At 67.2% G+C, this 13,514-nt stretch carries 13 protein-coding genes; 9 read left to right on the forward strand and 4 right to left on the reverse strand.

All coding sequences use genetic code 11. The features are described from left to right. The first annotated feature begins 89 nt into the window (after positions 1–89). The 5 genes from H4W26_RS12100 (at position 90) to H4W26_RS12120 (ending at position 5,288) form a co-directional block, all read left to right on the forward strand. Positions 90–719 (forward strand): hypothetical protein, encoded by a 630-nt coding sequence (locus H4W26_RS12100; protein ID WP_192592465.1) that lies wholly within the window; start codon positions 90–92, stop codon positions 717–719. A gap of 83 nt (positions 720–802) precedes the next feature. After that, positions 803–1,642, forward strand: coding sequence for an exodeoxyribonuclease III (locus H4W26_RS12105; RefSeq protein ID WP_378625997.1), 840 nt, complete (start codon positions 803–805; stop codon positions 1,640–1,642). A gap of 67 nt (positions 1,643–1,709) precedes the next feature. Next, entirely contained in the window at positions 1,710–2,714 is a 1,005-nt protein-coding gene (gene trpS / locus H4W26_RS12110; RefSeq protein ID WP_318779877.1) for a tryptophan--tRNA ligase, read from the forward strand. A 7-nt stretch (positions 2,715–2,721) separates the two neighbouring features. After that, positions 2,722–3,831 (forward strand): YihY/virulence factor BrkB family protein, encoded by a 1,110-nt coding sequence (locus H4W26_RS12115; protein WP_192592466.1) that lies wholly within the window; start codon positions 2,722–2,724, stop codon positions 3,829–3,831. A 251-nt stretch (positions 3,832–4,082) separates the two neighbouring features. Further along, positions 4,083–5,288 carry a hypothetical protein gene (locus H4W26_RS12120; protein WP_192592467.1) on the forward strand — a complete coding sequence of 402 codons (1,206 nt, stop codon included), beginning with the start codon at positions 4,083–4,085 and terminating at the stop codon, positions 5,286–5,288. Between the two features lie 69 nt (positions 5,289–5,357). Here the strand turns inward: H4W26_RS12120 and H4W26_RS12125 are convergent, their stop codons facing one another. The 4 genes from H4W26_RS12125 to sdhC form a co-directional block, all read right to left on the reverse strand. Next, entirely contained in the window at positions 5,358–6,146 is a 789-nt protein-coding gene (locus H4W26_RS12125) for a succinate dehydrogenase iron-sulfur subunit (RefSeq protein WP_192592468.1), read from the reverse strand. Then, positions 6,146–7,933, reverse strand: a complete 1,788-nt coding sequence (sdhA, locus tag H4W26_RS12130) for a succinate dehydrogenase flavoprotein subunit (RefSeq protein ID WP_192592469.1) — start codon at positions 7,931–7,933, stop codon at positions 6,146–6,148. The genes H4W26_RS12125 and sdhA overlap by 1 nt, the downstream gene beginning before the upstream one ends. Positions 7,934–8,012: 79 nt before the next feature. Continuing rightward, the gene (locus H4W26_RS12135) at positions 8,013–8,516 is read right to left on the reverse strand and encodes a succinate dehydrogenase hydrophobic membrane anchor subunit (RefSeq protein ID WP_192592470.1); all 504 of its coding nucleotides are present in this window, start codon (positions 8,514–8,516) and stop codon (positions 8,013–8,015) included. Positions 8,517–8,518: 2 nt separating this feature from the next. Beyond that, positions 8,519–8,905 carry a succinate dehydrogenase, cytochrome b556 subunit gene (gene sdhC, locus H4W26_RS12140; protein ID WP_192592471.1) on the reverse strand — a complete coding sequence of 129 codons (387 nt, stop codon included), beginning with the start codon at positions 8,903–8,905 and terminating at the stop codon, positions 8,519–8,521. 350 nt (positions 8,906–9,255) lie between these two features. Here sdhC and H4W26_RS12145 point away from each other — a divergent pair, with 350 nt between their 5' ends. The 4 genes from H4W26_RS12145 (at position 9,256) to H4W26_RS12160 (ending at position 13,513) form a co-directional block, all read left to right on the forward strand. Continuing rightward, positions 9,256–10,386 (forward strand): mannose-1-phosphate guanylyltransferase, encoded by a 1,131-nt coding sequence (locus H4W26_RS12145; protein WP_192592472.1) that lies wholly within the window; start codon positions 9,256–9,258, stop codon positions 10,384–10,386. Positions 10,387–10,405: 19 nt separating this feature from the next. Continuing rightward, complete coding sequence (locus H4W26_RS12150; protein WP_192592753.1) at positions 10,406–11,623, forward strand: amidohydrolase; 1,218 nt, start codon at positions 10,406–10,408, stop codon at positions 11,621–11,623. Positions 11,624–11,702: 79 nt separating this feature from the next. Beyond that, a complete protein-coding gene (locus tag H4W26_RS12155; RefSeq protein ID WP_192592473.1) occupies positions 11,703–12,167 on the forward strand; it encodes a cytidine deaminase in 465 nt (154 codons plus the stop codon). Continuing rightward, entirely contained in the window at positions 12,164–13,513 is a 1,350-nt protein-coding gene (locus tag H4W26_RS12160) for a thymidine phosphorylase (RefSeq protein WP_192592474.1), read from the forward strand. Before H4W26_RS12155 ends, H4W26_RS12160 begins: the two co-directional genes overlap by 4 nt. Position 13,514: the final 1 nt, after the last annotated feature.

The raw sequence follows: 13,514 nt of genomic DNA on the forward strand, positions 1-13,514 counted from the left end.
CCAGACACGTGCGCCCGCTGGCCCTCGCCCGTGGGTGAACTGTCGGCGGCGATTGGCATTCGGTGCGCGATGCCAGCGATAATCAGCCCATGAGTTCTCCGCAGTCATTGCCGCAAGGCAACCCAGCCGGCGCAGTCAGGAACTTCGGTCGGCGCACCTCCGGCATCAGCTTCGCGGTGATGATCACCGTGCTCCTGGTCGCGCTGGTCTTTGCCGCGAACCAGAACGACGTCATCGGCTGGATCATCGCCGTCGTCGCCGGCGGCTGGCTGCTCCTGGCCACGGTGCTGGTCCTCTCGGTGCGCTCCGGTGCCAAGAAGTTCGGTGACACCCTCGATTCTGCCCGGGCCGACGCCGCTTCTCGCCGCGCCGACGCCAGCGGCGGCACCGCAGTGGTCGATGAGGACACCCACGCCCGGAACCTCAAGCTGGACCACTCCTTCAAGATCGTCCAGGTGCAGAAGCGGGTGATCACCCAGGAGCTGGCCAAGGGAGCTGAGGCCGACCTGGAGATGGTCGACCGCGCCCTGGACACCATCGAGACCACCGCGGGCAACGGCCGCGACATGCTCTCCGAGCACGTGGGCCGCGGGCCCTCCTCCCAGCACGGCGCTGGGCGGGATTCCGGGGACGACTCCGGACAGGATGGCCGCCGTGACTCACGATCCGGCCGCAACAACGACGACGACCGCCCGATCACCGGCGAGATCGTCAACTGAGAGGACCAGACGTGACGGACACCCCCACCCAGGCAGCGAACCCCACCGAGACCCCCGACTTCGGCGAGCACCCGCATCGCATCGTGGACGCCAAGGACGGCAGCCACACGCGCATCGCCTCGGTGAACGTCAACGGCATCCGCGCCGCGCACCGCAAGGGCATGGGTGAGTGGCTGGCGGACCGCGAGATCGACATCCTCGCCCTGCAGGAGGTCCGCGCCAACGAGGAGATCCTCACCAAGCTGGTCGCCGAGATGACCGAGCCCACAGGCGAGACCTGGCACATCCATGAGCACGAGGCCGCCGACAAGGGCCGCGCCGGTGTCGCGATCATCTCCCGCAGCGCACCGGTGGCCACACGCACTGGCATCGGCGCAGGTCACTCCGAGGACGACGGACGGTGGATCGAGGCGGACTACACGCTCGGCGATGGCAGCACGCTGACCGTGGCCAGCGTCTACGTCCACTCGGGCGAGGTGGGCACCACCAAGCAGGACCACAAGATGCGCTTCCTGGCCGATATGGCCGACTACCTGCCGAAGCTTGCCGCTCGCACCGACCATCTGCTGGTGATGGGTGACCTCAACGTGGGCCACCGCGAACTCGACATCAAGAACTGGAAGGGCAACGTCAAGAACTCCGGCTTCCTGCCGGAGGAGCGCGCCTTCTTCGACCGCTACTTCGGCGAGCTGGGCTACGTGGACGTGGCCCGCTGCCTGGCGGGCGAGGTCGACGGCCCCTACACCTGGTGGTCCTACCGCGGAAAGGCCTTCGACAACGACACCGGGTGGCGGATCGATTACCACATGGCCACTCCGAGCCTGGCGGAGCTCGCCTCCAACCTCAAGGTCGACCGCGCGGTGGACTACTCCCTGCGCTGGTCCGACCACGCGCCGCTGGTCGTGGACTACAAGCTTCCCTGAGCCCCGCGGCCATGCCCCGGTCCGCATCCGCCCACCCATACCCGACTGATGACACGAAGGAACTGCTGTGACTGAGCGCGTACTCTCCGGGATGCAGCCCTCGGCTGACTCCCTGCACCTGGGCAACTACCTGGGAGCGCTGGTCAACTGGGTGAAGATGCAGGAGCGTTACGACGCCTTCTTCTTCATCCCGGACATGCATGCGATCACCGTGCAGCAGGACCCGGCCGAGCTGCGCATGAGGGTGCGCAGGACCGCCGCCCAGTACATCGCCGGGGGCCTGGACGTCGAACGCTCCACGCTCTTCGTGCAGTCCCATGTGCCCGAGCACGCCCAGCTGGGCTGGATCATGACCTGCCTGACCGGTATGGGCGAAGCCTCGCGGATGACGCAGTTCAAGGACAAGTCCGCCAAGCAGGGTGCCGATGCGGCCGGCGTCGGACTCTTCACCTACCCGATGCTGCAGGCCGCCGACATCCTGCTCTACCAGCCGCACGGGGTCCCGGTGGGGGAGGACCAGAAGCAGCACGTGGAGCTCTCCCGGAACCTGGCCCAGCGGTTCAACCACCGCTATGGGGAGACCTTCCGCGTGCCCGAGCCCTTCATTCCGGAGTCCGGGGCGCGGATCTACGATCTGCAGAACCCCACCGCGAAGATGTCCAAGTCCGCGCAGTCGCCGAACGGCCTGCTCAACCTGATGGACACCGATAAGCAGATCTCCAAGAAGATCAAGTCAGCCGTGACCGACGACGGCGGCGAGATCCGCTTCGACCGCGCCGAGAAGCCGGGCGTCTCGAACCTGCTGAGCATCTACTCGGCGGTGACCGACCGCCCGGTCCAGGAGATCGTGGACGAGTACCAGGGCAAGATGTATGGCCACCTCAAGGTGGACCTCGCCGAGGTTGTCGTCGCGCGGCTCGGGCCCATCCGTGACCGTGCCGAGGAGCTGCTTCAGGATCCCGCCCAGCTCGACGCGCTGCTGGCCACCGGGGCCGCGAAGGCCCGCTCGGTGGCCTCAGAGACCCTCGCCGAGGTCTACGAGAAGATCGGGTTCCTCCCGGCCTCGGGATGATCAGGCGATGAACGAGGATCCCTCTCGGCTGCGGCCTCGGACCGGCGGACACGGTGTCATCGCCGGGCACGCGCGCGCGGCTGCGAAGGCGATGAACGACCGCGAAGAGGTCTCGGGGATGGTCAACCCGCTCGACGTGGAGGGTCTGCGCCGCCGCGAGGTGAAGGCGCGCCGCGCCTGGGGCCATGCGCGCCGAGAGGGACGCAGCCGGGTGCAGATGATCGGTCCGAGCCTCTATTGGGGGCTGACCCGGCTGGACACCACGCACCCGATGCGGATCCTCAACCTGTTCCTGTTCCACTACGGGCCCGTGATGGCCGCCGGCGCGGCGTACATGATGTTCTTCTCGGTCTCCGCAGCGCTCGTCGCGGGATTCTCCGTGGCCGGCATCGTGATCGGCGGTGATATTGCGCTGCAGGACGACATCGTGGAGCTCACGAACAACGCCCTGCCCGGTGTGATCGGCGAAGGCGGGCTCGCCACTCAGCAGGACCTGTTCTCCACCGGCGGCTTCGGCGTCACCCTGGTGGTCTCGCTGCTGGTGGCCACGGTGGCCTCGCTGAGCTGGATCAATGGTCTGCGCGCCGGAATTCGCAGCATCTTTGACCGACCGCTGATGGATGAGAACGTGCTGCTCGTGAAGGCGCGCGACCTCCTGGTGATGGTGCTGCTGGGGTCCATGCTGCTCGCGGCCACGGCCACCAGCCTGCTCTCCACCGAGCTGTTCAACTTCAGCGCCGACATCCTCGGCTGGGATCTCAGCGCGTTGGAGGGCCTGGTGGGCACGCTGCTCACCGTGGGCGTCCCGCTGATCCTGGACCTGCTCGTCTCGGTGCTGGTCTTCCGGATGGCCTCCCGGGTGGTGATGCCGGTCTCCGTGCTGTGGCGGGCGGCGCTGATCGCCGGCGTGGGCTCCTCGCTGCTTCGCTACCTCTCCACATATCTGCTCAACGGGGTGGAGTCCGGCAACTTGATCGTGTCCTCCTTCGCCACCGTGCTGGGCTTCTTCATCTACTTCTTCGTGCTCAGCCTCGTCTACCTGCTCTCCGCGGCCTGGGCGGCCCTGGCCACCGACGATCGAGTCCGCCGCGAAGGCCCCGCCGGCCTCCTCCACTGACCGCCCCGTGGCGATTATCGTAGAGCTCTAGCAAATCGTAGAGCTATAGCGCTACGACTTCTCAGCAGCTCTACGATTTTTTCGCGTGGGTGGGTGGGTGGGCCGTTGGGGCGCGATGGTCGCTGGGCTGCGTGCGACGGATTCTCCGGCCAGTTTTCCCCGGCGACGACGCCGCTCCGCTCGGGCCCTGCGTTTTCCCCAGGCGCGCCGAGCCGGGGCAGTGCTGCTGAGGTCTGCTGCAGAGTGTGCCCATGGATCTCCATCCCGCGCAGGTGAAACCGGCACGCATCGAACTCATCAGATCGCTGGAGCTTCCGGACGGCAGCCACAGCGGTCTGCGGCTGAAGAACGAGGTCAATGCCGGGGAGGTGCTGCGCCTGCGCCGGGGCGTCTACGTGAGGGTGTCCGACTGGCTGAACGCACCTCCCTGGGAGAGACACCTCGCCGCGACCGCCGCCACTCAGCTCAATCGGGCTGCCCCGATCTTCTGCCGAGAGACCGCGCTCGCCCTGCACGGGATCAACCTGCTCGGCGCACCGCAGGCCGTCCAGCTGCGCACTGACCACCAGGGCGGCACGCGGCTGCTGCGGCCCTCGCCCATGACCGGATCCGCGGATCCGACCGCTGTCATCCAGCAGCACGGGAATCGGCACCGAAACCATCATCAGCAACAGGACGACGACGGCGCGCACTTTCCCGCCGCTGGAGGCGCCGCTGGAGTCGCCGCGCTGCGCGGGATCCCGACCCGGCTGCACGAGCACGTGCGCCCTCCCCGCACGTCGCGTCCGGAGACCCGAAGACTGGTCCGCGGTGGGTTCGAAGCGCCCCAGCAGGAGCTGGAGATGGGCTTCCGCGATCATTGGCCCGCTGACGTGGCGCACTGCCTCGTGGAGGACCTGGGCCTGGTCCTGGCCGATACGGTGCCGCGGATGGAGGAGGCGGCCGGCGTCGTCGTCCTGGACGCGGTGCTGGGAGGCCGGGTGGCTTCCGGTGTGGCGCTGACCTGGGCAGGGCTGAGCCGGTGGGAATCATGGATCCACTCGCAGCGACTGCTCACGCGGTGGCGGCGCGCGCTTCAGTTCGCGGATCCTCTGTCCGAATCGGCAGGGGAGTCGCTCTCCCGGGTGCGGATCCACGAGCTGGGCTTCGAACAACCGGTCCTGCAGGTGAGCTTCGAGCTGGGCAGCACCGTGGCCCGCGTGGACTTCTACTGGCCGGGCTGCGGCGTCGTGGGGGAGTTCGACGGGAAGGTGAAGTATCTGCGTGCCGATGAACTCAGCGGCGTCAGCGTCGAGGAGGTGGTGTGGCGGGAGAAGCTGCGCGAGGATGCGCTCCGGGCCCGAGGGCTGCGCGTGGTCCGCTGGACCTGGGAGGATCTGCGTCGTCCCGGGGCGCTGGAAGCCCGTCTGCGCGCCGCTGGCGTACCCCTCGCCACGAAAAAATCGCACGGAAAATGAAAAATCGTAGGGCTATAGCTCTACGACAAGCTACAGCCCTACGATTTTTTCCCCGGAGAGGGGGCGGGACTACATGCTGCGGCTCAGCACTGCTCGCTTGACCTCTTGGATGGCCTTGGTGACCTCGATGCCGCGCGGGCAGGCATCGGTGCAGTTGAAGGTGGTGCGGCAGCGCCAGACGCCCTCTTTGTCGTTGAGGACCTCAAGGCGCATGTCGCCGGCGTCGTCGCGGGAATCGAAGATGAAGCGATGTGCGTTGACGATCGCGGCCGGACCGAAGTACTGACCATCGGTCCAGAAGACCGGGCAGGAGGAGGTGCAGGCAGCGCAGAGGATGCACTTGGTGGTGTCGTCGAAGCGCTCGCGCTCCTCCGGGGACTGGATCCGCTCGGCAGTCGGTGCCGGGGAGTTGTTGACCATGAAGGGCATGATCTCGCGGTAGGACTGGAAGAAGGGCTCCATGTCCACGATCAGGTCCTTCTCCACGGGCAGGCCCTTGATCGGCTCGACCATGACCGGCTTGGACAAGTCCAGATCCTTCAGCAGCACCTTGCAGGCCAGACGGTTGCGACCGTTGATGCGCATGGCATCGGAGCCGCAGACGCCGTGCGCGCAGGAGCGTCGGAACGTCAGCGAACCGTCGATCTCCCACTTGACCTTGTGCAGGGCATCGAGCACCCGGTCGGTGCCGTACATGGTGACGGTCCATTCGTCCCAGCGGGCCTCGTCGGAGAACTCGGGGTCGTAGCGGCGCACCTGGAGGGTCACGTCGAAGCTGGGGACCTCGCCACCGCCTCCGCTCTCCTTCATGTCGATCTTGGAGGCGGGCTCAGCAGCTTCTTTGGTGGGAGTGCTCATCAGTACTTACGCTCCATCGGCTCGTAACGGGTGAAGACGACCGGCTTGGTGTCGGCGCGGATGCCGTTGGTGCCGTCGGTCGAGGACTCGGGGTCCAGGTACATCATCGAGTGGAGCATGAAGTTCTCGTCATCACGCTCCGGGAAGTCCTCGCGGTAGTGTCCGCCGCGGGATTCTTTGCGGTGCAGGGCTGCAACGGTCATGACCTCAGCCATGTCCAGCAGGAAGCCGAGTTCCACGGCTTCGAGCAGGTCCAGGTTGAACCGCTTGCCCTTGTCCTGGATCTGAACGTTCTTATAGCGCTTGCGCAGATCAGCGATGACCGCCAGGGCTTCCTTGATGGTCTCCTCGGAGCGGAACACCTGCATGTTCGCGTCCATGGTCTCCTGCAGCTCGGTGCGCAGCGTGGCCGTGCGCTCTCCGCCGGTGGAAGCGCGCATCGCGTTGAGCTGGTCCTCGGTGAACTTCGTGGGGTTCTCCGGGATATCCACGAACTCAGCGGTGCTGGCGTATTCAGCGGCGGCCAGGCCAGCGCGCTTGCCGAACACGTTGATGTCCAGCAGCGAGTTGGTGCCCAGGCGGTTGGAGCCGTGGACCGAGACGCAGGCGACCTCGCCCGCGGCGTAGAGACCGGGGACCACGGTGTCGTTGTCCTGGAGCACCTCCGCCTTGACGTTGGTCGGGACCCCGCCCATGGCGTAGTGGCAGGTCGGGAAGACGGGCACCGGCTCGGTATAGGGCTCGACGCCGAGATAGGTGCGCGCGAACTCGGTGATGTCCGGAAGCTTCGCGTCGATGTGCGCGGGCTCCAGGTGCGTCAGGTCCAGCAGCACGTAGTCCTTGTTCGGGCCGGCACCGCGTCCCTCGCGCACCTCGTTGGCCATCGACCGCGCGACGATGTCACGCGGGGCGAGGTCCTTGATCGTGGGGGCGTAGCGCTCCATGAAGCGCTCACCCTCGGAGTTGCGCAGGATCGCGCCCTCACCGCGGGCGGCCTCGGAGAGCAGGATCCCCAGCCCGGCCAGGCCGGTGGGGTGGAACTGCACGAACTCCATGTCCTCCAGCGGGATGCCTGCACGGTAGGCCAGGGCCATGCCGTCGGCAGTCAGCGTGTGCGCATTGGAGGTGGTCTTGAAGATCTTGCCCAGACCGCCGGTGGCGAAGACCACGGACTTGGCCTGGAAGACGTGGATCTCGCCGTTGGCCAGGTCATAGGAGACGACGCCTGCCGTCTTCTTCTGCATGTAGGTGGAGCCATCCTCGCGGGTGACCTCCTCCTCCACGGTGAGCAGATCCAGCACGTAGTACTCGTTGTAGAACTCGACGTTGTGCTTCACGCAGTTCTGGTACAGCGTCTGCAGAATCATGTGACCGGTGCGGTCAGCCGCATAGCAGGCGCGGCGCACGGCGGCCTTGCCGTGATCGCGGGTGTGCCCGCCGAAGCGACGCTGGTCGATCTTGCCCTCGGGGGTGCGGTTGAAGGGAAGACCCATCTTCTCCAGGTCCAGCACAGCGTCGATGGCCTCCTTGGCCATGACCTCTGCGGCGTCCTGGTCCACCAGGTAGTCACCGCCCTTGACGGTGTCGAAGGTGTGCCACTCCCAGTTGTCCTCTTCGACGTTGGCCAGTGCGGCACACATGCCGCCCTGGGCGGCACCGGTGTGGGAACGGGTGGGGTACAGCTTGGTCAGCACCGCGGTGTGGGCGCGCTGGCCGGATTCGATGGCTGCGCGCATGCCTGCGCCGCCAGCGCCGACGATGACGACGTCGTACTTGTGAACCTGCATCAGCTTGTGGCTCTCTTTTCGTGGTGTTCGGAAGCGTGAGAACGCGCAGAGGTGCGCACCGGGGTGGCCCCGGTGGCGATCAGACGTTCTGGCAGAAGGAGGGTGCCGACTCGAGCAGCTGGCCGGAGTTGTCGATCATGCAGGGCTCGAAGGTGAAGATCACCATGGTGCCCAGCACGATGATGACGGCCACGGAGAGAGTCAGGATGGACTTGAGCCACACCCGTGTGGAGTCCTTCTCGGCGTAGTCGTTGATGATCGTGCGCATGCCGTTGCCGCCGTGGAGCATGGCCAGCCAGAGCATGGTCAGGTCCCAGAACTGCCAGACGGGATTGGCCCATTTGCCGGCGACGAAGCCGAAGTCGACCTGGTGGATGCCCTCGCCGACCATCAGGTTGACGAAGAGGTGCACGAAGATCAGCACCACCAGAGCGGCGCCGGAGACGCGCATGAAGACCCAGCCGGCCATCTCGAAGCTGCTCGAGGAGCTTGACGAGCGGCGCAGGTACTTGGGGTCGATCCGCTTGGAGCGGGGGGCCTCGATGCCCTGCGTGGGCAGTGCCACGGAATCAGTGGTCGTCATGTTCAGAACCCTCCCCAGCCTTCAAGGAACAGCATCACGTGGCGTGCGGTGAAGCCGATCATCACGATCGCCCAGAGGCCCATCACGGCCCAGAGCATCTGCTTGTGGTAGCGGGTGCCCTTGGACCAGAAGTCCACCAGGATGATCCGCAGACCGTTGAATGCATGGAAGACGATCGCGCCGACCAGGCCGATCTCGCCCATGATCATGATCGGGTTCTTATACGCGCCGATCACCGCGTCATACGCCTCGGGCGAGACTCTCACCAGAGACGTGTCGAGTACGTGCACCAGGAGGAAGAAGAAGATCCCGACACCTGTGATCCGGTGTCCTACCCAGGACCACATACCCTCCCGGCCCTTATAGAGGGTCCCCTTAGTCTGCGTCACCTGTCATTACCTCCCTGCGTCCTTGCATGGCATTCCGCGCGGCGCAGTTGTCTGCGTGTCTTCTGTCGCTGCGGCGGTGCGGAATCCGTGACGCCGAGGCGAGTCCTATGTCATGTACCAGAGTAGAGCACCGCGACCGACGACGCGGCTCATGGGGGTCTCCTGCAGGCTTTGTTGCGCAGTTGTTCAGGCAGGTCTGGGCCGGTCGCTGGCGAAATCACGCCGCGAGGATTTGAGTTCTACACGATGTAGAAAATCCGCAATGTTGTGACGCAATTCTTGTGCACCCGGATCGGGAACCAGCTGCGCGGCTGACCGAGCCCACCAGCCGATGGGTCTACCCTGGTGAGGTGACTTCACAGGCAGCTTTGGACAAGTTCTACACGGTGATCCCCGCGGGTGGTGTGGGGACCCGGCTCTGGCCGCTCTCCCGCGCCAGTGCACCCAAGTTTCTTCACGACCTCACCGGGGCCGGGACCACTCTGATCCGCGGGACCTATGAGCGGCTGGCCCCGCTCACCGGCAAGCGCGTGATGGTGGTCACGGGCGAGTCGCACCGGCAGGCCGTGCGGGAGCAGATCCCCGAGCTGGACACCGAGGACCTGGTGCTTGAATCCGAGCCCAAGGACTCCGGCGCCGCCATCGGCCTCGCCGCCGCGATCCTGCACCGACGCGACCCGGAGACCATCATGGGCTCCTTCGCCGCGGACCAGGTGATCGCCCCCGTGGAGGTCTTCCAGGAGGCGGTGCGCGAGGCGGTGGCCACGGCCGCCACGGGCAAGATCGTCACGATCGGCATCACCCCCACCCATCCCTCCACCGGCTTCGGCTACATCCGCCGCGGCGCTGGGCTGCAGGTCGACGGCGCGCCGATCCCAGACGCCCCGCACGCCCATGAGGTCGTGGAGTTCGTGGAGAAGCCGAGCGAGGAGCTGGCGGAGCAGTACGTGGCCTCCGGGGACTACCTGTGGAACGCCGGGATGTTCGTCGCCCCGGTGGCGCTGCTGCTGGAGCACCTCTCCCGGGCCGAGCCCGAGCTCTACGCGGGACTGACCGAGATCGCCGCCGCCTGGGGCACCGAGGCGCAGGCCGAGGTCACCGCCCGGGTCTGGCCGCAGCTGCCCAAGATCGCCATCGACTATGCGGTCGCCGAGCCCGCCGCCGCCGCCGGAGATGTGGCGATGATCCCGGGCACCTTCACCTGGGACGACGTCGGGGACTTCGCGGCGATCGCCCGGCTCAACCCCGCTCGCGAGCAGGAATCGATGACCGTGCTGGGGGAGAAGGCCCGGGTCTACTCGGACCAGTCCTCCGGCGTCGTGGTCTCCGACACCCAGCGGGTGGTGGCGCTGATCGGGGTGGAGAACATCGTCGTGGTCGACACCCCGGATGCCCTGCTGGTCACCACCACCGATCACGCCCAGTCGGTGAAACAGGCCGTGGAGGCACTCAAGGCGCATGGAGAATCCGATGTCCTCTGAACCGGCGCGCCGCACCGTCATGCTCAAGGCCGCGCACGCCTCCGCCGCGGAGATCGTCGATGCTCTGGAGCCCGCGCTGATCAGCGTGCGGCGGGATCTCCACGCCCACCCGGAGCTCTCCTGGAAGGAGGAGCGCACCACGGACAAGCTTGCAGCACACCTGCGCTCCGTGGGCCTGGACCCCCAGCTGATGCCCGAGACCACCGGGCTCTTCGTGGACATCGGAGCAGGTGAGTTCGCCGCAGGCTTCCGCGGGGACATCGACGCGCTGCCGGTGGAGGAGCTCACCGAGCTTTCCTTCGCCTCCACCCACCCGGGTGTGACCCACGCCTGCGGCCACGACATCCACACCACCGTCGCGCTCGGCGTCGCGCTGAGCCTGCAGCAGCTGCACCAGGACCGGATCGACGACGGCGACCCGGCGGGCCTCGGCGCCCGAGTGCGGGTCATCTTCCAGCCCGCCGAGGAGACCATGCCCGGCGGCGCCCTGGAGATGGTCCGACAGGACGTGCTCGCCCCGCTGCCGCGGATCTTCGCCCTGCACTGCGATCCGCGGATCGAGGTGGGCAGGATCGGCACCCGCATCGGCGCGATCACCTCGGCCGCCGATGTCGTGCGCATCAATGTCACCGGACGCGGAGGCCACACCTCGCGGCCACACCTGACCGAGGACATGGTCTCGGCGCTGGCCCATATCGCCTCCACCGTGCCTGCGGTGCTCTCCCGTCGCGTGGATGTCCGCTCGGCGGTCTCCCTGGTCTGGGGACAGATCGAGGCCGGCAGCGCGCACAACGCGATCCCCGCCAGCGGCACCCTCGTCGGCACCATGCGGATCCTCGACGCTGACGCCTGGCGCGACGCCGGCAAGCTGCTCGACGAGATCGTGGAGCAGGTCGCCGCGCCCTATGGGGTGGAGGTCGAGCTGGAGCACATCCGCGGAGTGCCCCCGGTGATCAACAACGAGCGCGAGACCACCCTGCTGGAGAACGCCGGACGCGAGGTGCTCGGCTCCGAAGGGCTGGAGCTCGCACCGCAGTCCATGGGTGGGGAGGACTTCGCCTGGATGACCCAGGAGCTGCCCGGAGCGATGTTCCGACTGGGCACCAATACTCCCGGCGGCCCGGAGTTCGACCTGCACCGCGGGGACTATGTCCCGGACGAGCGCGCGATCGGCTACGGCACCAAGATCATGGTCACCACGGCACTGAGCGCGATCAGCGAGCTGCGCCGCGCCTGAAGTCGGCTGGCGCCTTGCCCGAAGCGAGCTGCGCCGCGCCTGAACACGGCGGTGTGCCTCGCCTCGTAGGATGGCCCCTATGACTGAGGACGATGACTTTCTGACCGGACGCATCGCGCGAATCCCGGCCCCGGACCACGACGCCGACTGGGACCGGCTCACCACCCAGGCCAGGATTGCGATGACGCACGCCTACGCCCCCTACTCGGATTATCCGGTGGGGGCCGCTGCGCTGCTCGAGGATGGCTCCATCATCTCCGGGTGCAATGTGGAGAACGCCTCGTACGGGCTGGGTCTCTGCGCGGAGTGCACCATGATCGGTGCGCTGCAGATGAACGGCGGCGGCAAGATCGTCGCCTTCACCTGCGTGAACCGCGAGGGCGAATACATCACCCCCTGCGGGCGCTGCCGGCAGCTGCTCCACGAATTCTCCGCGCCCACCATGCATGTGCGCACCGCCCAGGGCCCCACCACGCTGGAGGCCCTGCTGCCTGAATCCTTCGGTCCGCGCGACCTCGAGGCGACCGCTCGGGAGGCGAAATGAGCCCCACTGGACTGACCTACGACCCCTCCGCCCACGACGCCGTGGAGCTGATCCGGCTCAAGCGAGACCACGGACACCTCTCCCAGGCGCAGATCGAATGGATGATCGCCGCCTACACCGACGGCTACGTCGGCGATGAGCAGATGTCCGCGCTCGCCATGGCGATCCTGCTCAACGGGATGAACCGCGTGGAGATCGGCCACTGGACCGCAGCGATGATCGCCTCTGGCGAGCGGATGGACTTCTCCTCGCTGCGCGGCCCCGATGGTGCGCGCCGGCTCACCGCTGACAAGCACTCCACCGGCGGCGTGGGTGACAAGATCACACTCCCGCTGGCGCCCCTGGTGGCCAGCTACGGGGTCCCCGTCCCGCAGCTCTCCGGCCGCGGCCTGGGCCACACCGGCGGCACGCTGGACAAGCTCGAGGCCATCCCCGGCTGGCAGGCAGACCTGAGCAACTCCGAGCTGCTGCGTCAGCTCGATGAGGTCAACGCCGTGATCTGCGCCGCAGGTCCAGGCCTGGCCCCGGCGGACAAGAAGCTCTACGCGCTGCGCGATGTCACCGGCACCGTGGAAGCGATCCCGCTGATCGCCTCCTCCATCATGTCCAAGAAGATCGCCGAGGGCACCGATGCGCTGGTGCTCGACGTCAAGGCCGGCGCCGGGGCGTTCATGAAGTCCCGCGCCGACGCGAGAGAGCTTGCCCGCACCATGGTCGCGCTGGGCACCGACGCCGGGGTCAAGACCTCCGCGCTGCTCACCGATATGGACAGCCCGCTGGGACTCACCGCCGGCAATGCCATCGAGGTGGAGGAATCCGTGGAGGTGCTCTCCGGAGGTGGCCCGGCCGACGTCGTCGAGCTCACCGTGGCGCTGGCCAGGGAGATGCTCGAGGCGGTGGGCATCCGCGGGGTCGACCCCGCGGAGAATCTGCGCAACGGTCGGGCGATGGACTCCTGGCGCGCCATGATCTCTGCCCAGAGCGGGGATCCGGACGCCGGGCTGCCGCAGGCGAAGCACAGCCACACGATCACTGCGGGCGTCTCCGGGACGATGACGCGCCTGGACGCCATGGCCGTGGGCCTGGCCGCCTGGAGGCTCGGGGCCGGCCGCGCACGCAAGCAGGATTCGGTCCAGGCCGGTGCCGGGGTGCGCATGCATGCCAAGCCGGGTGACGCCGTCGCCGCCGGACAGCCGCTGTTCACCCTGCTCACCGACGACGAGCACCGGATCGCCCGCGCCGAGGAGGCCCTGCAAGGTTCCATGGACGTCGACACCGAGGGTGGCCCGCACGAGACCCCTGAGCTGGTCTTCGACCGGATCACCGCTGCAGACCTGACCGGCTGAG

Origin of the sequence: Nesterenkonia halotolerans (genome assembly GCF_014874065.1) — a bacterium.
Lineage (GTDB): Bacteria > Actinomycetota > Actinomycetes > Actinomycetales > Micrococcaceae > Nesterenkonia > Nesterenkonia halotolerans.

Excerpts from the sequence above, each read along its gene's own strand:
- H4W26_RS12135 (WP_192592470.1), bottom strand. The coding sequence starts at position 8,516 with ATGACGACCACTGATTCCGTGGCACTGCCCACGCAGGGCATCGAGGCC.
- H4W26_RS12125 (WP_192592468.1), bottom strand. The coding sequence starts at position 6,146 with ATGAGCACTCCCACCAAAGAAGCTGCTGAGCCCGCCTCCAAGATCGAC.
- H4W26_RS12100 (WP_192592465.1), top strand. The coding sequence starts at position 90 with ATGAGTTCTCCGCAGTCATTGCCGCAAGGCAACCCAGCCGGCGCAGTC.
- H4W26_RS12115 (WP_192592466.1), top strand. The coding sequence starts at position 2,722 with ATGAACGAGGATCCCTCTCGGCTGCGGCCTCGGACCGGCGGACACGGT.
- H4W26_RS12120 (WP_192592467.1), top strand. The coding sequence starts at position 4,083 with ATGGATCTCCATCCCGCGCAGGTGAAACCGGCACGCATCGAACTCATC.
- H4W26_RS12155 (WP_192592473.1), top strand. The coding sequence starts at position 11,703 with ATGACTGAGGACGATGACTTTCTGACCGGACGCATCGCGCGAATCCCG.
- H4W26_RS12160 (WP_192592474.1), top strand. The coding sequence starts at position 12,164 with ATGAGCCCCACTGGACTGACCTACGACCCCTCCGCCCACGACGCCGTG.
- H4W26_RS12150 (WP_192592753.1), top strand. The coding sequence starts at position 10,406 with ATGCTCAAGGCCGCGCACGCCTCCGCCGCGGAGATCGTCGATGCTCTG.
- sdhA (WP_192592469.1), bottom strand. The coding sequence starts at position 7,933 with ATGCAGGTTCACAAGTACGACGTCGTCATCGTCGGCGCTGGCGGCGCA.